Genomic DNA, 22,150 nt, shown 5'->3' on the forward strand with positions numbered 1-22,150 from the left:
TCAGGGGGCCTTCGCCATGCTGACCCTGCTCAACCTGCTCTCGGCCGTAACGCTACTGGTCTGGGGCACCCATATCGTGCGCACCGGCATCCTTCGGGTATTCGGCTCGAATCTGCGGCGCATCATTGGCCAGAACATGAACAAGCGCCCACTGGCATTCATTGCCGGCATTCTGGTCACTGCCATGGTGCAAAGCAGCAACGCCACGGCCATGCTGGTCACCTCGTTCGTCGGCCAGGGCCTGATGGCCATGACCCCCGCCTTGGCAATCATGCTCGGCGCCGATGTCGGCACTGCGCTGATGGCCCGGGTACTCACGTTCGACCTATCCTGGCTGTCGCCGCTGTTGATCTTCCTCGGCGTCATCTTCTTCCTTTCGCGCAAACAGACGCGGGCTGGCCAATTGGGCAGGGTGGGTATCGGGCTGGGCCTGATCATCCTGGCGCTGGAGCTGATCGTACAGGCCGCCGCGCCCATCACCCATGCCCAGGGCGTGAAGGTGCTGTTCGCCTCGCTGACGGGCGACATCATGCTTGATGCCCTGGTCGGGGCGATGTTCGCCATGGTCTCTTATTCCAGCCTGGCGGCCGTTCTGCTCACGGCGACCCTGGCCGGTGCCGAGGTCATCAGCCTGCCGGTGGCCATTGGCCTGGTAGTCGGCGCCAACATCGGCAGTGGCCTGCTGGCGTTCATCAGCACCAGCATGCAGAACGCCGCCGGCCGCCGGGTGGCCTTGGGCAGCCTGCTGTACAAGCTGATCGGCCTGGTGTTGATCATTCCCGTACTGCACCCGCTGGTAGGCTGGATGGACTCGCTGAGCTTCAGCCCGCAAGAGCTGGTCATCGGCTTCCACCTGCTCTACAACACCTCCCGTTGCTTGCTGATGCTACCCACGGTCAACCCCATGGGTCGGTTGTGCAATGTGCTGCTGCCCGAGCGGGAACACAGCAACGGCCAGATCCGTGCGCGCCACCTCGACGCGTCCGCACTGGAGACCCCCAGCCTGGCCCTGGCCAATGCCGCACGGGAAACCCTGCGCCTGGGCGACATCGTCGACAGCCTGCTCGAAGCCATGCTGGGGGCCCTGCGGGGCACCCAGACGGCGCTGCCCCAGCAGGTACGCGCCCTGGGCGAAGATGCCGACGCCCTGTACAGCGCGATCAAGCTGTACCTGGCGCAGATGACACGCGAGGACCTCAGCGAGCAAGACAACCGTCGCTGGGCGGAAATCATCGAAGTGGCTATCAACCTCAAGCTGGCCTGCGACCTCATCGAGCGCATGCTGCGCAAGGTCCAGCAGCAAAAGACCAGCCAGCGCCGTGAGTTTTCCCAGGTCGGCCTGGAAGAACTGACCGGCCTGCAGGAACAATTGCTGGCCAACCTGCGCCTGGGCTTGTCGGTGTTCCTCAGCGCCGACCCGGAAAGCGCCCGCTTGCTGCTGCGTGAAAAACGCCGGTTCCGGGCCCAGGAGCGGCGCCTGGCCCACGCCCACGTCAGCCGCCTGCAGCGCAAAGTCATGCAAAGCCTCGAGACCAGTTCGCTACACTTGGAGCTGATCGCCGACATGAAGCGTTTGAACTCTTTGTTCTGTAGCAGTGCCTATGTGGTACTGGGCGGCTCGGACACCGGCGGGTTGATGCTCGACAGTGTGCCAGACGAAGCCAGCCACGATTCTGCCTAGCTGAGGACCCTAGCTCGCCCATGCGTTGCCTGATGTTCGTTTGCATCCTGATCTGCAGCCTGCCCACTTTCGCCCTCGACCGGTCGCGGGTGGAAGGCTACCTGTTGCCCAACGGCCTGCAGGTGATTCTGAAAAATGGCTACGAGCGTGACCATGTGGCGATACGCCTGGTGGTGGGGGTTGGGCTGGATGATTTCGATTGCGAGCAGAAAGAGCTGCCGCACCTGCTTGAGCACCTGCTGTTCAGCGGCATCGATGAAACCGGCGAAGGCGGCCTGGAAGAGCGCCTGCAGGCGCTGGGCGGGGAATGGAACGCCTTTACCAGCAGTGCCGATACCACTTTCGTCATCGAAGCACCGGCGCGCAACCAGCGCAAGGTACTCGACCTGTTGCTGGCGGTCATCCGCGATACCCACATCGATGCCAAGGCCCTGGCCACCGCCAAACGCATCATCGAACGCGAGGATGGCGGCCACTACGGCCACCTGCAGCGCTGGCTCGACCGCCAGGACATCGGCCACCCCGCCAGCGACCAACTGGCCACCGAGCTGGGCCTGAAGTGCCCAGAGCGCTCCAACGTCGACGACATGACCCTGGAACAGGTCCAGGCCCTGCGCGACCGCTGGTACGCCGCCAACAACATGACCCTGATCATGGTCGGTGGCCTGGACCGCCTGTTGCCAGCCTATCTGGAACGCTCGTTTGGCGAGCTGCCGGCCACCGAGCCAGAAGAGCGCCGCAATCTGGATAGCATCACCCAGCAAGCCGAGCAGCGCCGCGATCTGACCCGTGGCTGGCTCGGTGACAGCGTGAAACTGCACTGGCTTTTCATCGAGCCGGCACTGGACAACGACCACCAGGCCACCCTCGACCTGCTGGCACGCTACCTGGACTGGGCCATCTACGACCAGCTGCGCCTGCGCAATGGCTTGTCCTATGGGCCCTCGGTGCAGCGCGAAAGCTTCGGTGACACCGGCCTGCTCAGCGTCAATGCCGACCTGGAGCGCGATGACATCGACAAGGCCGTAGCGGTCATGCAGCGGTTGTTCAAGCACCTGCGCAAAGAGGGGCTGGACCCGGATACGTTCGCCCGCATCAAGGATGCCAGTGTCGCCAAGGAAAGCTGGAGCACCCAAGGCAACAGTGCCTTGGCCGACTACTACTGGGGAGCGCTGAACGACTACACCGACGGCCGCTTCACCAACCCGGTGCGCAAACTGCGCCAGGTCACCCTGGAGCAAGCCAACCAGGCGTTGCGGGAATTGCTCAAGGAAGACGGCTACGTACGCATTGAAAAGCCGCTGCTGGGTTATGACGAATTCTATGGGCTGGGTGCCCTGTTGGTAGGGCTGATCGTGGCCGCGGGACTGTTGCGCTGGCGGCGGCATGGCCCACAGCGGCCGAGCGGTGCTACACGCCGGCGGTGAATCAGCGGTATTCTTTTGCCAGTACTGGCCTCTTCGCGGGTAAACCCGCTCCTACAGGGACCCCACTGTTGCAGAAGCTGTGGTGATCCTGTGGGAGCGGGTTTACCCGCGAAGCGGCCGGCACAGCCACCCAACTCTCTCCCGTTGTAGAGCCAATGCCCCAGATCCCCCGCATCGTCCAGCGCATCATCGAACTGCTCAAACGCTATCCCGGCATCATCGCGCTTGGGGGGTTTCTTTCAGGTATCGGCAGCTTCATCCTGGTCGACCGCCAGGCCGGCCTGGCCAGTTGGGTTGCCGTGCTGATGCTGGTGAGCTGGGTGTGGCTGATGCTGGAAAACACACTCACCGGCCTGTTCGCGCGCACGTTCAACCGCGAAATCCCGCAGCCACTGCTGCGCTACGCCACGCAGATGATCCACCAGGAAACACTGTTCTTCGTTTTGCCCTTCTTCTTCATCACCACGACCTGGAACAGCGGCCAGCTGGTGTTCACGGGCCTGCTCGGCGCTGCCGGCCTGGTGTCGATCATCGACCCGCTGTACTACAAATGGCTAGCTCCGCGGCGCTGGCTGTTCCTGGCGCTGCATACCCTGACCCTGTTCGCTGCGTTGCTCACGGCGCTGCCGATCATCGTCCACCTGACCACCGCGCAAAGCTTCAAGCTGGCGCTGATCATCGCCATGGCGCTGTCGTTTCCCAGCTTGGCCAGCAGTTTTCCGATCAACAACTGGCGCCGGGCTGTGGCCTTGTTGCTGGTCACGCTGTCGGTGGGTGCTGGCGGCTGGTTGTTGCGCTCCTGGGTACCGCCGGCAACCCTGTGGATGACCGAGGTGGCAGTGAGCACCGAAGTGCTGAACCGCCAGCCAGGCGAGTCGCTGCACGAAATTGCCGCCAGCAGCATTCGCAGCAGCGGCTTGTACGCCTATACCGCCATCAACGCACCACGCGGCCTGAATGAGCGGATCTACCACGTGTGGCAGAAGGACGGCCAGGAGGTGGACCGCATTGCCCTCGACATCCACGGTGGGCGCAAGGAAGGCTACCGGGCCTGGACGCACAAGCAGAACTTCCCACCCAACCCGGTGGGCAGGTGGCAGGTACGGGTTCTGACCGAGGATGGCCAAGTGATTGGCGTACTGCGCTTCAAGGTGGTCGACGATGCGCCAGCCGGGTAATCAACACCTGCTGGTACACAGCACATAATCACCAAACAGCCCCGGCCTGCTGCGCTATGATCAGCCCCTGAGCCTTAGCGCCGAGTCAGTTGCATGGAGCCTATGACCACCCCCAGCCTCACTCTGGATACCAGCAGTCAACCGGCCTGCCTGCGCATTGCCGGTGACTGGACCTTGGCGCACTACGCCAGCCTGAAACGCGACAGCGAGCGGCTGCGTGCGCAATACACCCCCGACACCGTCGCCGACCTCAGCCAGCTGGGGCGCCTGGACACGGCCGGTGCGTCGCTGCTGGCCGAACTGCTCGGCACCGAGCGTCTGTCGCGCTGCACCCACGACCTGCCGGAAGCCAGCCGGGCGCTGCTGAAGAATGTCTACCAATCGGTCCAGGACTACTGCATCCCGGTGAAGGAGCCCGAGCGCAACGTGCTGCTGTTGCTGCTGGAGCGTATAGGCTGCGCCGTCGGCACCCTGTGGCAAGACAGCATGCAACTGCTCGGTTTCATCGGCGTCATCCTCGAAACGCTGCTACGCCGTGCCCTACAGCCACACCGCTGGCGCATCACCCCGATCGTCGCCCACATCGAACAGACAGGGCTGGATGCCGCGCCAATCGTGGCCTTGCTGACCTTTCTGGTGGGTGCCGTGGTGGCCTTCCTTGGCGCCACGGTGCTGGCTGACTTCGGCGCAACGGTGTTCACCGTCGACCTGGTGGCGTTCTCGTTCCTGCGCGAGTTCGCCGTGTTGCTCACCGCCATCCTCATGGCCGGCCGCACCGCCAGCGCATTTACCGCGCAGATCGGCTCGATGAAAGCCAATGAGGAAATAGACGCGATCCGCACCCTGGGCCTCAACCCCATGGAACTGCTGGTGGTACCCCGGGTGCTGGCCCTGCTGATTACCCTGCCGCTGCTCACGTTCGTCGCCATGCTTTGCGGCATCGTCGGCGGGGCCGTGGTGTGCGCCCTGTCGCTGGGCATTTCGCCGGCCATGTTCCTGTCATTGCTGCAAAGCGATATTGGCGTGCAGCACTTTCTGGTCGGCCTGGCCAAGGCGCCGTTCTTTGCCTTTCTGATTGCCGCCATTGGCTGCCTGGAAGGCTTCAAGGTCAGCGGCAGCGCCGAGTCGGTCGGTGCACACACGACTTCGGCCGTGGTGCAGTCGATCTTCGTGGTTATCGTGCTCGACGCGGTGGCCGCGCTGTTCTTCATGGAGATGGGCTGGTGAACCGACGTGAGAGCGTGATCGAAGCCCGCGGCATCTGTAACCGCTTTGGCCGGCAAGTGGTGCATGAAAACCTCGACCTGGACCTGTACCGCGGCGAAATCCTTGCCGTGGTGGGCGGCTCTGGCAGCGGCAAGTCCGTGCTGCTGCGCAGTATCATCGGCCTGCGCCGCCCCAACGAAGGGCAGATCAAGGTGTTCGGCCAGGACCTGGCCGGCCTGCGCGAAACGCAGCGCTCATTGGTCGAACGGCGTTTTGGCGTACTGTTCCAGAAGGGCGCGCTGTTCTCTTCCCTGACAGTGACCGAGAACGTTGCCCTGCCACTGATCGAGCATGCCGGGTTATCCCGCGCCGATGCCGAGCACCTGGCCGGGGTAAAGCTGGCATTGGCCGGGCTGCCGATCTCGGCAGCCGACAAGTACCCTGCTTCTTTGTCGGGGGGCATGATCAAGCGCGCAGCGCTGGCCCGGGCCCTGGCCCTGGACCCGGACATACTGTTCCTCGACGAGCCGACCGCAGGCCTGGACCCGATCGGCGCTGCGGCCTTCGACCAGTTGATCCTCACCCTGCGCGATGCGCTCGGCCTGTCGGTGTTCCTGATCACCCACGACCTTGACACCCTGTACACCATCACCGACCGCATCGCCGTACTGTCGCAGAAAAAGGTCCTGGTGGCCGGCCCATTGGCCGAGGTCGAACAGACCAACGACGCCTGGATCCAAGAATACTTTCACGGCCCACGCGGGCGCGCAGCCGAACAGGCCGCCACCCGCACTGGCCAGGAGCGCTGAGCAATGGAAACCCGAGCCCATCACGTTCTTATCGGCCTGGTCACCGTCCTGGTGGTAGCCGGTGCCATGCTGTTCGGCCTGTGGCTGACCAAGTCCAGCGTCGACGATGCGTTCAAGGACTACGAAGTCGTGTTCAACGAGGCAGTTTCCGGCCTGTCTCGTGGCAGCCCGGTGCAGTACAACGGGATCAAGGTGGGTGACGTTTCCACCCTGCGCCTGGACCCTAAAGACCCGCGTCGGGTATTGGCACGCGTACGCCTTAGCGGCGACACCCCAGTCAAAGAAGACACCCAGGCCAAGCTGACCCTGGCCGGCGTGACAGGCAACTCGTTCATCCAGCTCAGCGGCGGTACCCCACAGAGCCCCGAGCTGAAAGGCAAAGACGGCAAGCTGCCGGTGATCATCGCCTCGCCATCGCCCATCTCGCGCCTGCTCAATGACAGCAGCGACCTGGTGACCAACATCAACTTGCTGCTGCACAACGCCAACCAGATGTTCTCCGAGGGCAACATCGACCACCTCAGCAATACCTTGGCCAACCTCGACAAGACCACCGGCGCCTTCGCCGGGGAGCATGGCAGCATCAGCCAGGCTATCGAGCAACTGGTCGAGGTAGGCAAGCAGGCCAGCGCGACCCTGGCCGAAACCCAGGTGCTGATGCGCAATGCCAATGGCTTGCTGGGCACCGAGGGCAAGCAGGCCATCGGCAGCGCCGAGCAAGCCATGCAGTCGTTGGCGCAGAGCACTGCCACCATCAACAGCCTGCTGAAGGACAACAGCGAAGCCATCGGCGACGGCGCCCAGGGCCTGAACCAGCTGACCCCGGCCATTCGCGAACTGCGCGAAACCCTCAACGCACTCAAAGGCATTTCCCGGCAACTGGAAGCAGACCCCAGCGGCTACCTGCTCGGCCGCGACAACAACAAGGAGTTCCAGCCATGAAATCGTCGCTGCGCTTAGTGGCTTTGGCGGTCACGATTGGGCTGGCCAGCGCCTGCTCGATCCTGCCCACGAGCGAGCCTGTGGACCTGTATCGCTTGCCGGTCAACCAGATCAGCCGCAGCGCGCCGCCGCTGGATTGGTCATTGCGCCTGAACAAACCGCTGGCCAGCGAGGTATTGGCCGGGCCACGGATTGCGGTCATCCCGCAGGGCAATGTGGTCAGCAGCTACAAGGGCGCGCGCTGGAGCGATCCGGCCCCGATGCTGCTGCGCAACCGGCTGCTCGACGGCTTTCAGCGCGACGGACAGGTGCAGCGCCTGAGCGCCGACGACAGCAATTTGCAGGCTGACTACGAGCTGGCTGGCGAGTTGCAGGCGTTCCAGAGCGAATACCGCGCGGACGGCACCGTGGAGGTGGTGATCCGCTATGACGCACGGCTGGTGCAAGGCCGCACTCAGCGCATTCTCGCCAGCAAGCGCTTCGAAGTCCGCCAGCCGCTGGCAGACAAGCAAGTAGCCGGGGTAGTGGCCGGGTTTGGCCAAGCGTGCGACCTACTCACCGGGCAGGTGGTCGAGTGGGCGATTGCCCAGGCAGGCAGCAGCACAACCCGCTAGTGTTTACCCGTTGATGCGGTGCAGGCCTGTAGATCGTTCAGGCAAAGAACCAGTAACACACGCAGATGGCTGCCACTACACCAGAGAACTCGGCCAGCAGCGCACACCCCACCGCATGCCGCACACGCTGGATGCCCACCGCGCCGAAATACACCGCCAGCACATAGAAAGTGGTCTCGGTACTGCCCTGGATGGTTGCCGCCACCAGGGCAGGGAAGCTGTCCACCCCTTGGCTCTGCATGGTCTCGATCAGCATTGCCCGCGCCGCGCTCCCGGAGAACGGCTTGACCAACGCTGTCGGCAGGCCTTCGACGAAGCGCGTGTCCAGGCCCAACCAGTTGACCGCATGGCGAATACCGTCCAACGCCAATTCCAGCGCGCCCGAGGCCCTCAGCACGCCCACAGCCACCAGCATGGCCACCAGGTAGGGCAGCAGGTTCTTGGCGACGTCAAAGCCCTCTTTGGCGCCCTCGACAAAGGCTTCGTACACCTTCACCTGCCGCAACGCACCGATCACCACGAACAGCAGGATCACGCCAAACAGCGTCAAGTTACCCAGGATCGACGACAAGCTGGCCAGTGCCGCTGCCGACAATGTGCCCAGGAAGGCCATGAAGCCACCCAGCAGCAGCGCACCGGGAATGAAGTAGGCAAGTACGACCGGGTCCCACAAACGCAGGCGTTGCATGACGGCCACCGACAACAGCCCGACCAGGGTCGAGACACTGGTGGCCAGCAGGATCGGCAGGAACACCATGGTCGGGTCGGGCGCGCCTTGCTGGGCGCGGTACATGAAGATGGTCACAGGCAGCAGGGTCAACGAAGAGGCGTTGAGCACCAGGAACAGGATCTGCGCGTTGCTCGCCGTGGTGCTGCTGGGGTTCAGCTCCTGCAACGCGCGCATGGCTTTGAGGCCAATCGGTGTGGCGGCGTTGTCCAGCCCCAGGCCGTTGGCCGCGAAGTTCATGGTGATCAGGCCCAGTGCCGGGTGGCCGGGTGGTACTTCCGGCATCAAGCGCGCAAACAACGGGCCCAGTACCTTGGCCAGCCATTCGACGATGCCGGCCTTTTCGGCAATTTTGAGAAAGCCGAGCCACAGGGTCAGAGTGCCAAACAGCAGCACCATCACCTCGACAGAGAGCTTGGCCATGGCAAAGATGCTCTCGACCATGGCCGCAAAAATGCCCGCGTTGCCGCCTATCAGCCATTGGGCCAGGGCGGACACCGCCGCCACCAGGAAAAAGCCGAGCCAAAGGCCATTGAGCATCCGTGTGTTCCCCCAGAAAAGTGCCCGAATGATAGCGTATCGGGGCGCAAGGCTGCAGACCGCGGCCGCGCAACATCACAGACAACAAAAAGCCCCGACGGGTCGGGGCTTTTTGTCCAGCGGGGTATGAACTCAGCGCTTGGCCGCTTCGCCAACCACCGCAGTTTGCTGTTTGTCAGCCATGAGCGAGGCGTAGTACTGCTCGCCCTTGGCCGCATCGTACATGCCTTCCCAACGCGAGATGACCAATGCCGCCAGTGCGTTGCCGATCACGTTCAGCGCGGTGCGGGCCATGTCCATGATGCGGTCGACGCCGGCGATGAAGGCCAGGCCTTCCAGCGGAATGCCCACGCTGCCGAGGGTGGCCAGCAGTACCACGAACGAAACGCCTGGCACACCAGCAATACCTTTGGACGTGACCATCAGGGTCAGCACCAGCAGCAGCTGCTGGCTCCACGACAGGTCGATACCGTACAGCTGGGCAATGAAGATCGCCGCAATGCTCTGGTACAGGGTAGAACCGTCGAGGTTGAAGGAGTAGCCGGTCGGTACCACGAACGAGCAGATCGACTTCGGTGCACCGTACTTCTCCATTTTCTCGATCACCCGTGGCAGCACGGTTTCCGAACTGGAAGTGGAGTAGGCCAGGATCAGCTCATCTTTCATGATGCGCATGATCTTGATCACCGAGAAGCCAAACAGGCGAGCCACCAGGCCCAGTACCATGAAGGCGAAGAAGGCAATGGCGAAGTACACCAGCAGCACCAGCTTGGCCAGCGGCAGCAGCGAGCTGAAGCCGAAGTTGGCGACAGTCACGGCGATCAGGGCGAACACACCGATCGGCGCGTAGTTCATGATCATGTGGGTGACCTTGAACATGGTTTCCGATACGGCCTGGAAGGTCCGTACCAGCGGGTCGCGCAGCTCTGCCTGCAGGCTCGACAGCCCCAGGCCGAACATGACCGAGAAGAAGATGATCGGCAGCATTTCGCCACGCATCAGCGCTGCGAAGATGTTCGACGGGATCAGGTTGAGCAGGGTCTCGATGAAGGCGTGCTCATGCTGCACTTCGGCCGCGGTCGCCTGATACTTGGAAATATCCACGGTACCCAGCGTGCTCATGTCGATACCGGCACCGGGGTGGAACAGGTTTGCCAGCACCAGGCCGACGACGATGGCGATCGTGGTCACCACCTCGAAGTAGATGATGGTCTTCAGGCCAATGCTGCCCAGTTTCTTCGCATCGCCAACCCCGGCGATACCCACGATCAGCGACGAAATCACGATCGGGACGACGATCATCTTGATCAGGCGAATGAAGATGTCACCGGCGGGCTGGAGGACGTTACTGATCCACCAGGCCTTTTCTGCACTGAAGTGGTTCAGCAGCGCGCCGATTGCAACACCCAGCACCAGACCGATGACGATCTGCCAGGCGAGGCTCAGTTTTGCCTTCTTCATGTCTTTACCCTTTGTTCTAGTGGTCATGACACCGGGTGGAAACAGGCGTGACAGAGCCCTTGGCCAAGTCACACGCAATAACGGTTTCTGTCCGGCGACGTTATGTAAGGACACCGCAGGCGAGCGACAGGGCGCCCTGGCCAGCGAAAAAGGCGGCAACTATTGCGATGGCAGGGGGGGAAATCTAATGCCGGAAACGCATACCCCATGCAGGTTATGCATACCGTTTTCGACCGACGAGGTAGGTTTGCAAGTCATTGATTTATAACGTTCGGAATCCCGAACAAGACGAGACAGCCATATTCAGGCGGAACTGGCACTCTCAAAAGAAGCGACAAATATGTCGTGTTCGACAATCCGAATGGCCGAAATGCCACTTGTGAGGGAGTCGATGCGGAGGGAAAAAATTTGATGTACGGTCGAGACAAAATGTGTCTCGGGGAAGAAAACGCGCAAGGAAAGAGGCGTTTCCTACGTGGCTCCTCGGAAGTCAGGTCGGCTTGGGTATCCCAGCGATACCGCCGACCTGAAGCTTCCGATTCCGCCGTTCCTGACCCGGCCCAACGCTGGAGGCACTCCCTGTACCCCTAGGCCACTCCGATCATGTCTCAACCAGAACAGCCCGGCCCCTTGGTCATGTGCAACCCCTCCTCGGGGCGGCGCATCATAGAAGGCTGAACGCTACAAAGGTTCAGCTTCTATTTCGTGTCAGTGGGTGACCACTCACCAGCACTGGCAACCACGGCTCAGTACCAATTCGGGTCACGCTTGAGCTGCTCCTGCAGCATCGTCTTCATGCCGTCATCCGGCTTGCCCAGCCAGCGGTACTGCGCATGTCGGGTTGGCGACTTGTCCTTGGGCAAGCCTTCAGGCACCTCCACGAGCATGCCGTAGGCATCATCCTTGTCCCAGCTGAACGCAACGATCAGGCGCTTGTAGGTGCACTTGTCCTGGGCCTCGCACAGGGGGCCGACCAAGTACTTGTCGCCATCTTCCGTAACAGCAGACATTTGCTGCTCCGAGCTGCCGGTGAGGTTGACCACCCAATCGGGCAGGCGCTCCTCGCCTTTGATCGTGTCCTGCCAGGTTTCCCGATATTCCGGGTCCGAACCCAGCAGCTGGTTGGCACGGACCTGGCCATCATTGGCAGCCAGTGCCGCTGCACTGCTACCCATCAGCAGGGCAGCAGCCAGGGCAGTGTGTAGCTTCCTGCTCATTGTCAACCTCGACCGCGTCCAAAGAAGAAGGAGGCTACAAACAGGACCAGGAAGACAATGAACAGGATCTTCGCAATACCTGTAGCAGCGCCGGCGATACCACCGAAGCCCAGAACGGCAGCGACAATGGCGATGATGAGGAAAGTGATAGCCCAGCTCAGCATGGTGTTTCTCCTTTCTTTTTCAGAACTTCAAACGGTCCGCCTTAGAACACCCAGCGGTCTTGAGGCACGACATGTTCCAGAGTGGCCGGCGACGCCGCCTTGCCCTGGGAGGGCAACGGGTCCGCCGCCTTGACGAAACTGTTGGCCCGGGTCGACTGGATCTGGCTCAGCAGCGCGGTCTGTGCAGCCACCTGGTCGGCCAGACGCGCTGTTTGCCAGCTGTAGTAGAAGAGGCCGGCAGCCAAGGTCAAAACCAGTGCGATCCCTACCGACACCAGGTGGCGCAGTGACAGGGTGGCGACTTGCGAGTGGTTGACGGACTGGCGATTCATGCCGGCTCCTCCTGCTGTAATTTTTGTTCAAACCTGAACAGGTAATTGCAGCCTGCATGCCAGCCTCATAAATAAATAAAAATCCTTTAAAAACAATAACTTAACTATTTAGCCGCGGGCGTGTCAGGACGTATCCTGCACGATGGCCATGCTGGGGTCGTGCGAATTGCACGATCAGCCTTCAACCTTGGTCGCGACCTTCAGCAGATCGGCATCCACCCCCCGCACGCCAATGATCTGCCGGGCTATTTCCACGGCAATGGTTTTTTGCTCCGCACTGACCACTTCGCCGGACAACCGCACCATGCCCTCTTCACTGGCCACTTTAAGGTTCAGCCCATCGAGGTTGCGGCTGTAGCGGTAGCTACTCTGGATCTTGTCGATGATCCAGGGGTCGCTTGGCTGCGGGCCGCTTGGTGTTCCCACAGCGGTTTCCCGCGCTTTGGCCATGGCAGCGCTGTCGAGGCTGACAAGATTGTTCACCAGGTGCACGCCATCGGTTGTGCGCGCCACCACGCCCGCCAGCTCCTTGGCCTCGGCGCTGTCGACTTTACCCCGCAAGGTCACCACGCCCTCGCTGCTTTGCACTTCGATTGCAGCCTTTTCGGTGGTGCGGCTCCACAGCAACCGCGCACGGATCACCGCTGCCAGGGTGGCGTCCTCCAGGCGCTGGGCATAGGCCCGTAGCTCGAGCGGGCGCTCGACCAGTTCAGCGTTGACCTGCAGCTGGTTATCGACCTGCTCGACACCTCGGGTAGCCAAGGCCACGTCTTCGGCCAACCGGCGCTCCACCTCGTTTTCTACCTCGCCGGAAAGCCGCGCCTGTTTGCCGTCTACCTCGACTTTGATACGGAACGAGTTGAGCATGCGGTTCAGCGACAACGCCGTTTGCAGCGCCCCTTCAAGCCGGGCGTCATGCACGGGGTCCGCGAGAGCGGGGGTGAACACGGGAAGCAAAGCGGCTGCTAACACAGCGCTGCGTAGGGCAAAGGTCATGGCGTTACCTCCTTCTGTAGGCAAAAGCTGAAAATCATCGCAACCAATGTGCCACCCTATGCCTCTAAGCAAAGCACCGGGAAATGGGGCCTGAAGGCGTCGTTTAGCCATTGGCTAGCATGCAAAGGACAGAATCCTTCAGAATTGACCATGCAACTTGCCCGATTTTTCCCACACTAAATAAAGATCTACCCTTAAGGAGCGCAGGAAATGGAATCAGCCCAGGACAACCAAGGCCGCATTCTGCTGGTGGATGACGAGTCCGCGATCCTGCGCACTTTCCGCTATTGCCTGGAGGACGAGGGCTACAGCGTGGCCACCGCCAATAGCGCCGCCCAGGCAGAGAGCCTGCTGCAGCGCCAGGTGTTCGACCTGTGCTTCCTGGATTTGCGCCTGGGTGAGGACAACGGGCTTGATGTACTGGCGCAGATGCGCATTCAGGCGCCCTGGATGCGCGTGGTGATCGTTACCGCGCACTCGGCAATCGACACGGCAGTGGACGCCATCCAGGCGGGTGCCGCCGACTATCTGGTCAAGCCCTGCAGCCCAGACCAACTGCGCCTGGCCACCGCCAAGCAACTGGAAGTGCGGCAACTCTCGGCTCGCCTCGAAGCGCTGGAAGGTGAAGTGCGCAAACCCAAGGACGGCCTCGACTCACACAGCCCGGCGATGATGGCCGTGCTGGAGACCGCCCGCCAGGTCGCGACCACTGACGCCAACATCCTCATCCTCGGCGAGTCCGGCACCGGTAAAGGCGAGCTGGCCCGCGCCATTCATGGCTGGAGCAAGCGTGCACGCAAAGCCTGTGTGACCATCAACTGCCCGTCGCTGAATGCGGAGCTGATGGAGAGCGAGCTGTTCGGCCATACCCGCGGCGCCTTCACCGGCGCCAGTGAAAGCACGCTTGGGCGGGTGAGCCAGGCTGACGGCGGCACGCTGTTCCTCGACGAGATCGGCGACTTCCCACTGACCTTGCAGCCCAAGCTGCTGCGTTTTATTCAGGACAAGGAATACGAGCGCGTGGGTGACCCGGTTACCCGCCGGGCGGACGTGCGCATCCTGGCTGCCACCAACCTCAACCTAGAAGAGATGGTGCGCGAAAGCCGCTTCCGCGAAGACCTGCTCTACCGCCTGAACGTCATCACCCTGCACCTGCCGCCCCTGCGCGAGCGCAGCGAGGACATTCTGACCCTCGCCGACCGCTTCCTCGCCCGCTTCGTCAAGGAGTACTCGCGGCCAGCACGCGGCTTCAGTGAAGAAGCCCGCGCGGCGCTGCTCAACTACCGCTGGCCCGGCAACATTCGCGAATTGCGCAACGTAGTGGAAAGAGCCAGCATCATATGCCCGCAAGAGCGGGTAGAAATCAGCCACCTGGGCATGGGTGAGCAGCCGGCTGGCAACGCCCCACGCGTTGGCGCCGCGCTTAGCCTCGACGAGTTGGAGCGTGCGCACATCGGTGCCGTACTGGCCGCCAGCGACACCCTGGACCAGGCCGCGAAGACCTTGGGCATCGACGCCTCCACCCTGTACCGCAAACGCAAGCAATACAACTTATGAAATGGCCACCCATGAAGCTGCGCACGCGGCTTTTCCTCAGTATCTCGGCACTGGTCACCGTGGCGCTGCTCGGTCTGCTGCTGGGCTTGGTCAGTGTTCTGCAGATGGCCACGATGCAACAGCAACTGGTGCGCGACACCACCCACTCATTGGAGGTGGGGCTCAAGCTGCGGCAGAACCTTGGCGAGCAGTTGAACCTGATTCTGGATGACGACACCGCCCCGGAAAACCTGCGATCGCTGCAGGACAACTTCCAGTCCCTTCTGGCCAAGGGGCTGGAGCAAGGCGGCGAGCGCACCGGTTTCAGCAAAGCCAACAGCAACTATCAGGCCTTCCTCCAGGCTTACCGCGACAGCCCGGCCCCTGCCCGCAGCATGGGTGTGGACCAGCCGCTGGGCGCCGCATTCAATCAGGTCCGCACCGACCTGATCGACTCCCACAGGCAGGCCCTGGACCTGATTACCCGCAGCGAGGAGCGCAGCCGTGACCGCGCCTTGCTGGTCAGCGGTGTGCTGGGCTTGATGGGCCTGGTGGTGCTGGTACTCGGCTTTATCAGTGCGCACAACATCGCCCGGCGCTTCGGCCAGCCGATCGAGGCGCTGGCCACGGCAGCCGACCAGTTGGGCAAGGGCAATTTCGACGTCACCCTGCCAGTCACCCAGGCGGCCGAACTCAACCAGCTCACCCGCCGCTTCGGCTTGATGGCCGATGCCTTGCGCAAGCACCAGGCGACCAACGTCGACGAGCTGCTGGCCGGCCAGCAACGCTTGCAGGCGGTGCTGGACAGCATCGACGATGGCCTGTTGATCATCGACCGCCAGGGCCGGCTGGAACACCTCAACCCGGTAGCCCAGCGCCAGCTGGGCTGGAATGACAGCCGGGTAGGCAGCAGCCTTGCCGAAGCGTTGCAACGGCCAGAGCTGGAACAGCAGCTGCGCCAAGTGCTGCGGGGCGGCAGCCTGGACCGGCCACCAGACGACCTGAACATGGAGGTGGATGAAGAATCGCGCCTGCTTACCTACAGCCTGACCCCGGTCAGCCACCCGCAGGGGCCGATTCTTGGCGCAGTGATGGTGCTGCACGACGTAACCGAGCAGCGCGCCTTCGAACGTGTGCGCAGTGAATTCGTGCTGCGCGCCTCCCATGAGTTGCGTACGCCCGTTACCGGCATGCACATGGCCTTCGGCCTGTTGCGCGAGCGCGTCAAGTTCCCGCCAGAAGCGCGGGAGAATGACTTGCTGGAAACCATCGGCGAAGAAATGCAGCGCCTTACCCAGCTGATCAACGACCTGCTTAACTTCTCGCGCTATCAAAGCGGGCTACAGAAACTGGAGCTGGCTCCCTGTGCCATCGACGAACTGGTGGAGCGGGCACGACTGCGGGTTGCCGACCAGGCTGCGCACAAGCAGATCGAGTTGGTGAGCGACCTGGAGCAGCCACTGCCGCGCATCCAGGCCGACCCCGCGCAACTCGATCGGGTGCTGGACAACCTGCTGCACAACGCCATCCGCCATACCCCCAAGGGCGGGCGCATCCGCTTGCACGCCCGCCGCCATGCGGAGCGGGTGATCATCAGTGTCGAGGATAACGGCGAAGGCATCGCCTACGGCCAGCAAGGGCGCATTTTCGAGCCCTTCGTGCAGGTTGGCCGCAAAAAAGGTGGGGCGGGGCTGGGCTTGGCGCTGTGCAAGGAGATCGTGCAACTTCATGGCGGGCGCATGGGCGTGTTTTCGCGGCCGGGGCAGGGCACGCAGTTCTATATGGCATTGCCAGTCTGACGCACGCCTACACCCTACGCGGGTCGTCGCGGCTGATGCCCGCGTGTGACCATCTGGGCAAACTGCCTGGCCGTCAACGGCCGGGCAAATAGCCAGCCCTGGCCGTAGTTGACCCCTTCACCGCGCAACAGCGCCGCTTGGTCCTCACTCTCGATACCTTCGGCAATCACCCGCAGGTGGAGGTCGTGGGCCATGCGAATGATGTGTGGGGCAACGCCACTGCTGGCGGCATCATGGCCAAGAGCGTCTATGAACGCCTTGTCGATCTTCAGGCAGTCCACCGGCAACGTCTGCAGGTAAGCCAGGCTGCAATAGCCAGTACCAAAATCGTCGATCAGCACCTGATGCCCTGCGGCGCGCAGTGCCTGCAGATTTTCGCGGGCCACTACCACGTCGATCAAACCCCGCTCGGTCACCTCGAAGGCAATCTGGCTGGGCGCCACCCGGTGCAACGCCAGCAAGCGCGCCGATACTCGGCCGATGCGCGGCTCCATCACATCGCAAGCCGCCAGGTTGATCGAGATATAAAGGTTGGGGTGCGAACGCAGCAACGGCCCAAGTTGTTCAAGCACACGTTGCAGCACGAAGTCCGTGATCTGGCGGATCTGCCCGGTGTCTTCCGCCAGCGGTATGAACAGGTCGGGGCTGGTCAAGGTACCGTCCGGGCGGCGCCAGCGCACCAGCGCCTCGGCGCCCACGCAACGCCGGCTGCCAAGCTCGATGATCGGTTGGTAGAGCACCTGCAGCTCGCCACGGCGCAGCGCACCCTGCAGCTCTGAGCTCATCGAGCGCCGCTGCAAGATCAGCTGCAACACCAGCCAGCCGATGAAGCAGGCGGCCAATACGCTACCCGGGAACAACAGCCAGAGCATGCCGTTCATGCGCAGGGGCAAGCTGACACGCGGGGCGATCAGCACCAGTTGGTAGTCAGGCGACTTGGTTGGCATGCGGTAGATCAGGCGGTCACTGAGTTCGAGCAGCGACTTGTGGCTATTCGACCAGGCCGAGGGCGGCGGCCATACCGGTGGCGGGCCCAGGACCGGAATGGCGCGGGCACCGTTGTCGAGTACTACCACCAGGCTGCCACCCGGTGGCAGGTCGACCACATCGGTCAGGTGCCCACGTGAGGTCGAGACCAGGAACCTGCCCCGGCCGAGCATCAGCGCGGCGAGGTTCTCGTTCGGCTCGGTGGTGGTGTTGAGCCAGTAGCTGTAGACCGGCCCCTTGATGTCCGGCGGCCGCAAGGGCACGAACGCGCGCTCGTTACCCCGGTTCGAGCAGGCGACATTGCCGTCCACGTAGGCCGCTTCGTAAATGAAGCGCGAACTCAAGCCCACCTGCTGCAAGGCCGCCAACATGGCCGGGCTGCATCCACGCAGCGGCTGTGCCTGCAACAGGTCGACACCCTCGCGCAGCTGGCCGAATACCTGCTCCAGGCGCTCGAGAAAACGCTCGCCCTGGGCGTTCATCTGCTCGGTTTCGCTCTGTTTCAGCTGCTGCAGGGCGATGCCGATGCTGGCAGAAAGCAACAGGGCGGCGCTGGCCAGTGCTGCCAGCGTGGCGAGCATCCAGGGACGGTAGAAAATTTGACGCAGCAAGCCAATGGCAGACGACATGGACGGCATCCAGTTGATAACTAAGGTATAGCAACTGAATCAATAATCACCTGCGCCGTTTAGCGCTTCGCTTGCCCATGCCAGGCCCCGGCCAGCACGGGCAACGCCCCTGTCACCGCGCGCGGCCTGGTGACAGTCAACGGGTCCGGTTGAGCACCTGCAGCATGGCCGCCGTCTGCGCATCGGGCATGCCGTCGAAACGTTGCGGGCGGAAGCGCATCTGGAAGGCAGCGATGACATGCCGGGTGGCTACATCGAGCACGCCTGTTTGCTCGATCTGATAACCAAACCGCGCCAGCTCCTGCTGATACCAGCCAACGCTGGGCGGGTTGACGTTGAAGTATGCTTGTTGCTGCGCCACGGCGTTGGCATCTGGCCAGACCCCCAACCCAGCATCGGCCAGGCGTTTCCACGGGAACAAAGGGCCCGGGTCAAGCTTGCGCAATGGGGCGATATCGCTGTGGCCAATGATATGCCGGGGCTCGATATTGTTACGTTTGACGATGTCCTTGAGCAACGCGATCAGCGCCTGGATCTGCGCCTCGCTATAGGGGTACCAGACCCGCCCGTTGGGTGTATCGGCAAAGCCTGGGTTGACGATTTCGATGCCGATGGACGACGAATTCAGCCATGTGCGCCCCTGCCACTGGCTGTCACCGGCATGCCAGGCGCGACGGCTCTCGTCCACCAACTGGTACACCGTCGCCGGGCCATCACCAATCAGGTAATGGCTACTGACCTCACCGTGGGTGAGCAATGCCAGCGAGCGTTCCAGCGAGGCATTGGTGTAATGCAAAACAACGAACTGGATACGGTTGTCCTGGTTCGCCGAAGGGTGGCTGCGGTCGATGCGCAGGCCCGTGGAGCAACCTGCGACGGTGAACAGCAGAAAGGTGATCAGGGTTTTTTTCAGCGTGGAAAGCACGTCGGAGGCCTCGGCGTAAGAGCGCTACAGTATAACGTGCTCGCCAGCAGCAATGTTTGCCGCGAGTCAGTGGCTGCCCATCAGTTTTGTTCCACGCGATTGCGCCCGAGTTCCTTGGCCCGGTACAACGCGGTGTCGGCGCGCTTGAGCACCTGGTCTGCGCGCTCGCCAGCGCGGAACGCCGCCAACCCGATGGAGGTGGTGATCACCACCCGTTCACCCTTGAAGTGGAACGGGCAGGCTTCGATGGTCGCCCGCAGCAGTTCAGCGGCTTGCGCAGCCGCCGGCGGGGCCGTCTGCGGCAGCAACAGGACAAACTCTTCGCCGCCGAACCGGGCTATGAAGTCACGGCCGCGCAAGCACTTGCGCAACTGGTCGGCAACGATCTTCAGCACTTTGTCCCCGGCCAGGTGCCCATAGCTGTCATTGATGCGCTTGAAATGGTCCAGGTCGAGGATCGCCATTGCCAGATGGCCGCCCTGGGCCTGCCATTCGAGCATTTCCCGGTCCACCCGCTCACTCCAGGCCGCCCGGTTGGGCAGACCGGTGAGCGGGTCGAGCAGGGCCTTTTGCCGCTGCTCTTCCAGGTGTTCACGGTAACCGAGTGCCTCGTGCTCCATGCTTGCCACACGCTCCGACAACCCCTGCAGGCGGTTGGCCAGTTCCTGCTCGCGGCGATCACGCTGGTGCTTGTGCTCGTCCATGGTCACCAACAAGCCTTCCAGGCGGTTCTCCAGGATGTGCTTGAGGCTGTCGACATCGGCGGCACCTTGCACGCTGCTCTGCAACCCGTCTACGTGCTCGCGCAATTGGGTGTCCAGCGCGCGGGCGGCACTGCTGTTGTCGGCATGGCCGGCGCTGGCTTCATGCAGATGGCTCTGGAACCCTTCCAGGCGCTCGTTGAGCTGCTGCAAGTAGGTTTCAAATTCATGCTGCCCACTGTCGGTGATCGCCAGCATCAGCACTGCAAGGTCGTCCAGTACCGGGATCAGCTCATACCAGTTCAGGCCGCGGGCCACCCGCGCACGCATTTCCAAAGCCTGGGCCTTGTGCCGCTCGGGCAGGCTGAGGTCGTCGAGCAGGCCAAGCAAGGTTTGCTCGATGTGTGCAGCGACCTGACTGTACGGCGGTTCCACCGCATCGGGGAGGGCATAAGGGCCGTCTTCGCCGAACGTTGGTTCAAGCTCCGCTAAGGGTGCAGGCGCCGGCAGCGGCTGACTGACCCCGTGTTCGGCGGCCGGCCCTTCACCTGGCTGCGGCACTGGCGATGCGGGTACTTCGGCCGCTTCGATCAGCGCCGGGCCAGCTGCATCTGGCGCTGGCTCTGGCTCGGGCGCTGCGGGCAGCTCGGCGGGCGGTGCAGCAGGGGCTGGCAACGGTTGCAACGCATCGATATCAACATGCGGGTCGGCGTCGGGGCTGGGTGGCGCTGCGTGCGGTGGAGCCTGGGCACCCGGCACCGCTTCGGGCACAAGCGCCGGCTCCGCTTGGGCATCGTCATCGCGGCTGCCGAACAACCGCTGCAGAAAACCAGGGCGGGTTTCTTCACCCGGCTTGCCCAAGGCGGCCAGCGCACGCCCCTGCAAACCGCTCAGCTCACCCAGCAATGGCGGCAGGTCGCGTGACTGGGTAACGCCCCCATCGAGCTTCTTCGCCAGCTTTTTCAGCGGCCGGGCAATATCACCAGGCAGCGGCAGGTTCTGTAATTGGCCCACCAGTGCAGCCAAGGCATCGCCAACCTGGTTCATGCGGTTTTCGCGGCGCTGTTCCGAATCCAGCACCGCCTTCTCCAGGCGCGGAATCAGCCCGGCAAGGCCAGCATCCATGTTGTCGCTGCGAATGACCTCGCGCATTTCTTTCATGCACGCGTCGACCACCTTGTCACTGCCTTCGGCAGCCAGGGTACTGCGCACCAGGCCACGGCGCAGCAAGTCGAGACGGGCGTCCCAACGACGTTCGAGCTTTTCTTGCTGCTCGATGGCTTTGAGGTATTTTTCTTTCCAGCGCTCGGCTTCTTCGGTCATGCCTGGATCCGCGACGGGTGATACATCTGGGGCTGTCTGATTACACGCTGTCGGCGCGCACGCCCAACACTTGAGGGCGTGCGACGCCTTGGCTGATTCAGCTCAAGGCCGGCAGCGTATCCACAGTCAATGCATCAGGCAATCGGATCTCTACCGCCACCGGAAGGTGGTCGGAAATAGGCTGGGCCAACACCTCGACACGCTCCAGTGTAAGGCTGGAACTGAGCAGAATGTGGTCCAGGCACCGCTGGGGTCGCCAACTGGGGAAGGTAGCTTCGACCTGCGGGGCCACCAGGCCCAGGTCACGCAGGGGTGAGTGCTCGAGCAGGTCGGTGGCATGGGTGTTCATGTCGCCCATCAGCACCTGGTGGCGGTAGCCGCCAATCAGCTCGCGGATATAGCCCAACTGCAGGGCGCGGGTCTTGGCGCCGAGGGCCAGGTGCATCATCACCACGATCAGCGCATCCTCGCCTTCGCCGAACCGCACCAGAATTGCCCCGCGCCCGGCGGGGCCCGGTAACGGGTGGTCTTCGAGCAATTGCGGCTTCAGGCGGCTGAGCACGCCGTTACTGTGCTGGGCAAAACGCCCAAGGTTGCGGTTGAGCTGTTGGTACCAGTAGGGGAAGGCACCCAGCTGGGCCAGATGTTCGACCTGGTTCACGAACCCGGAACGCAGGCTGCCACCATCGGCCTCCTGCAGGGCCACCAGGTCGAAGTCGCTCAACAGCTTGCCGATCTTCTGCAAGTTGCCGGCGCGCCCGTTATGCGGCAGCAGGTGCTGCCAGCTACGGGTCAGGTAATGCCGATAGCGTTCGGTGCTGATGCCGACCTGAATGTTGAAGCTGAGCAGCCGCAGGCGACCATCGTCCGGCAGGCCGGGTGCCTGCAGGTGATGCTCGTTGACCTGCGGCTGGTGCAGGCCAATGCCACGCGTAGCTCTGAAGCGGGGCATGGGA

The 22,150-nt window shown here is 62.7% G+C and carries 19 protein-coding genes; 9 read left to right on the forward strand and 10 right to left on the reverse strand.

The genetic code is table 11. The annotated features are described in order from the left end of the window. Window positions 1–16: 16 nt before the first annotated feature. The 7 genes from DMX12_RS19185 to DMX12_RS19215 all read left to right on the forward strand — a co-directional run bounded on the left by DMX12_RS19185 (window position 17) and on the right by DMX12_RS19215 (window position 7,857). Window positions 17–1,681, forward strand: a complete 1,665-nt coding sequence (locus tag DMX12_RS19185) for a Na/Pi cotransporter family protein (RefSeq protein ID WP_009683566.1) — start codon at window positions 17–19, stop codon at window positions 1,679–1,681. Between the two features lie 20 nt (window positions 1,682–1,701). After that, the gene (locus tag DMX12_RS19190) at window positions 1,702–3,108 is read left to right on the forward strand and encodes a pitrilysin family protein (protein WP_110679166.1); all 1,407 of its coding nucleotides are present in this window, start codon (window positions 1,702–1,704) and stop codon (window positions 3,106–3,108) included. 155 nt (window positions 3,109–3,263) lie between these two features. Continuing rightward, window positions 3,264–4,286, forward strand: a complete 1,023-nt coding sequence (locus DMX12_RS19195; RefSeq protein ID WP_009683568.1) for a DUF5924 family protein — start codon at window positions 3,264–3,266, stop codon at window positions 4,284–4,286. Window positions 4,287–4,379: 93 nt separating this feature from the next. Then, entirely contained in the window at window positions 4,380–5,513 is a 1,134-nt protein-coding gene (locus DMX12_RS19200) for an ABC transporter permease (RefSeq protein WP_110679167.1), read from the forward strand. Further along, window positions 5,510–6,301, forward strand: a complete 792-nt coding sequence (locus tag DMX12_RS19205) for an ABC transporter ATP-binding protein (RefSeq protein WP_009683570.1) — start codon at window positions 5,510–5,512, stop codon at window positions 6,299–6,301. The genes DMX12_RS19200 and DMX12_RS19205 overlap by 4 nt, the downstream gene beginning before the upstream one ends. Window positions 6,302–6,304: 3 nt before the next feature. Beyond that, entirely contained in the window at window positions 6,305–7,243 is a 939-nt protein-coding gene (locus tag DMX12_RS19210) for an MlaD family protein (RefSeq protein WP_110679168.1), read from the forward strand. Continuing rightward, complete coding sequence (locus DMX12_RS19215; protein ID WP_110679169.1) at window positions 7,240–7,857, forward strand: ABC-type transport auxiliary lipoprotein family protein; 618 nt, start codon at window positions 7,240–7,242, stop codon at window positions 7,855–7,857. The genes DMX12_RS19210 and DMX12_RS19215 overlap by 4 nt, the downstream gene beginning before the upstream one ends. Window positions 7,858–7,894: 37 nt before the next feature. Here DMX12_RS19215 and DMX12_RS19220 read toward each other — a convergent pair whose 3' ends face one another. The 6 genes from DMX12_RS19220 to DMX12_RS19245 all read right to left on the reverse strand — a co-directional run bounded on the left by DMX12_RS19220 (window position 7,895) and on the right by DMX12_RS19245 (window position 13,294). Then, window positions 7,895–9,124 carry a nucleoside recognition domain-containing protein gene (locus DMX12_RS19220; RefSeq protein WP_054911443.1) on the reverse strand — a complete coding sequence of 410 codons (1,230 nt, stop codon included), beginning with the start codon at window positions 9,122–9,124 and terminating at the stop codon, window positions 7,895–7,897. 132 nt (window positions 9,125–9,256) lie between these two features. Continuing rightward, window positions 9,257–10,585, reverse strand: coding sequence for a glutamate/aspartate:proton symporter GltP (gene gltP / locus DMX12_RS19225; RefSeq protein WP_009683574.1), 1,329 nt, complete (start codon window positions 10,583–10,585; stop codon window positions 9,257–9,259). A gap of 746 nt (window positions 10,586–11,331) precedes the next feature. Next, window positions 11,332–11,802 carry an inhibitor of vertebrate lysozyme family protein gene (locus DMX12_RS19230; protein WP_029885353.1) on the reverse strand — a complete coding sequence of 157 codons (471 nt, stop codon included), beginning with the start codon at window positions 11,800–11,802 and terminating at the stop codon, window positions 11,332–11,334. Between the two features lie 2 nt (window positions 11,803–11,804). Next, complete coding sequence (locus tag DMX12_RS19235; protein WP_003252966.1) at window positions 11,805–11,966, reverse strand: DUF1328 domain-containing protein; 162 nt, start codon at window positions 11,964–11,966, stop codon at window positions 11,805–11,807. 41 nt (window positions 11,967–12,007) lie between these two features. Continuing rightward, the gene (locus DMX12_RS19240; RefSeq protein WP_029885352.1) at window positions 12,008–12,298 is read right to left on the reverse strand and encodes a hypothetical protein; all 291 of its coding nucleotides are present in this window, start codon (window positions 12,296–12,298) and stop codon (window positions 12,008–12,010) included. Between the two features lie 174 nt (window positions 12,299–12,472). Then, window positions 12,473–13,294 carry a BON domain-containing protein gene (locus DMX12_RS19245; RefSeq protein WP_110679170.1) on the reverse strand — a complete coding sequence of 274 codons (822 nt, stop codon included), beginning with the start codon at window positions 13,292–13,294 and terminating at the stop codon, window positions 12,473–12,475. A 210-nt stretch (window positions 13,295–13,504) separates the two neighbouring features. Between DMX12_RS19245 and algB the strand changes: the two genes are divergently transcribed. Beyond that, entirely contained in the window at window positions 13,505–14,851 is a 1,347-nt protein-coding gene (gene algB / locus DMX12_RS19250) for a sigma-54-dependent response regulator transcription factor AlgB (protein ID WP_029885350.1), read from the forward strand. After that, on the forward strand, window positions 14,848–16,629 hold the full coding sequence (locus DMX12_RS19255) for a KinB sensor domain-containing domain (protein ID WP_110679171.1): 1,782 nt from the start codon (window positions 14,848–14,850) through the stop codon (window positions 16,627–16,629). The genes algB and DMX12_RS19255 overlap by 4 nt, the downstream gene beginning before the upstream one ends. Before the next feature lie 14 nt (window positions 16,630–16,643). On the opposite strand, the gene DMX12_RS19260 is transcribed toward DMX12_RS19255, so the two are convergent. The 4 genes from DMX12_RS19260 to DMX12_RS19275 form a co-directional block, all read right to left on the reverse strand. Continuing rightward, the gene (locus tag DMX12_RS19260) at window positions 16,644–18,245 is read right to left on the reverse strand and encodes an EAL domain-containing protein (RefSeq protein WP_110679172.1); all 1,602 of its coding nucleotides are present in this window, start codon (window positions 18,243–18,245) and stop codon (window positions 16,644–16,646) included. A gap of 136 nt (window positions 18,246–18,381) precedes the next feature. Beyond that, window positions 18,382–19,170 carry an N-acetylmuramoyl-L-alanine amidase gene (locus tag DMX12_RS19265; RefSeq protein WP_029886308.1) on the reverse strand — a complete coding sequence of 263 codons (789 nt, stop codon included), beginning with the start codon at window positions 19,168–19,170 and terminating at the stop codon, window positions 18,382–18,384. Between the two features lie 80 nt (window positions 19,171–19,250). Next, the gene (locus DMX12_RS19270; RefSeq protein ID WP_110679173.1) at window positions 19,251–21,194 is read right to left on the reverse strand and encodes a GGDEF domain-containing protein; all 1,944 of its coding nucleotides are present in this window, start codon (window positions 21,192–21,194) and stop codon (window positions 19,251–19,253) included. 97 nt (window positions 21,195–21,291) lie between these two features. Further along, a complete protein-coding gene (locus DMX12_RS19275; RefSeq protein ID WP_054904504.1) occupies window positions 21,292–22,146 on the reverse strand; it encodes an endonuclease/exonuclease/phosphatase family protein in 855 nt (284 codons plus the stop codon). Between the last annotated feature and the right edge of the window lie 4 nt (window positions 22,147–22,150).

This window comes from Pseudomonas sp. MB-090624, assembly GCF_003205245.1.
GTDB classification, from domain to species: Bacteria; Pseudomonadota; Gammaproteobacteria; order Pseudomonadales; family Pseudomonadaceae; genus Aquipseudomonas; species Aquipseudomonas juntendi.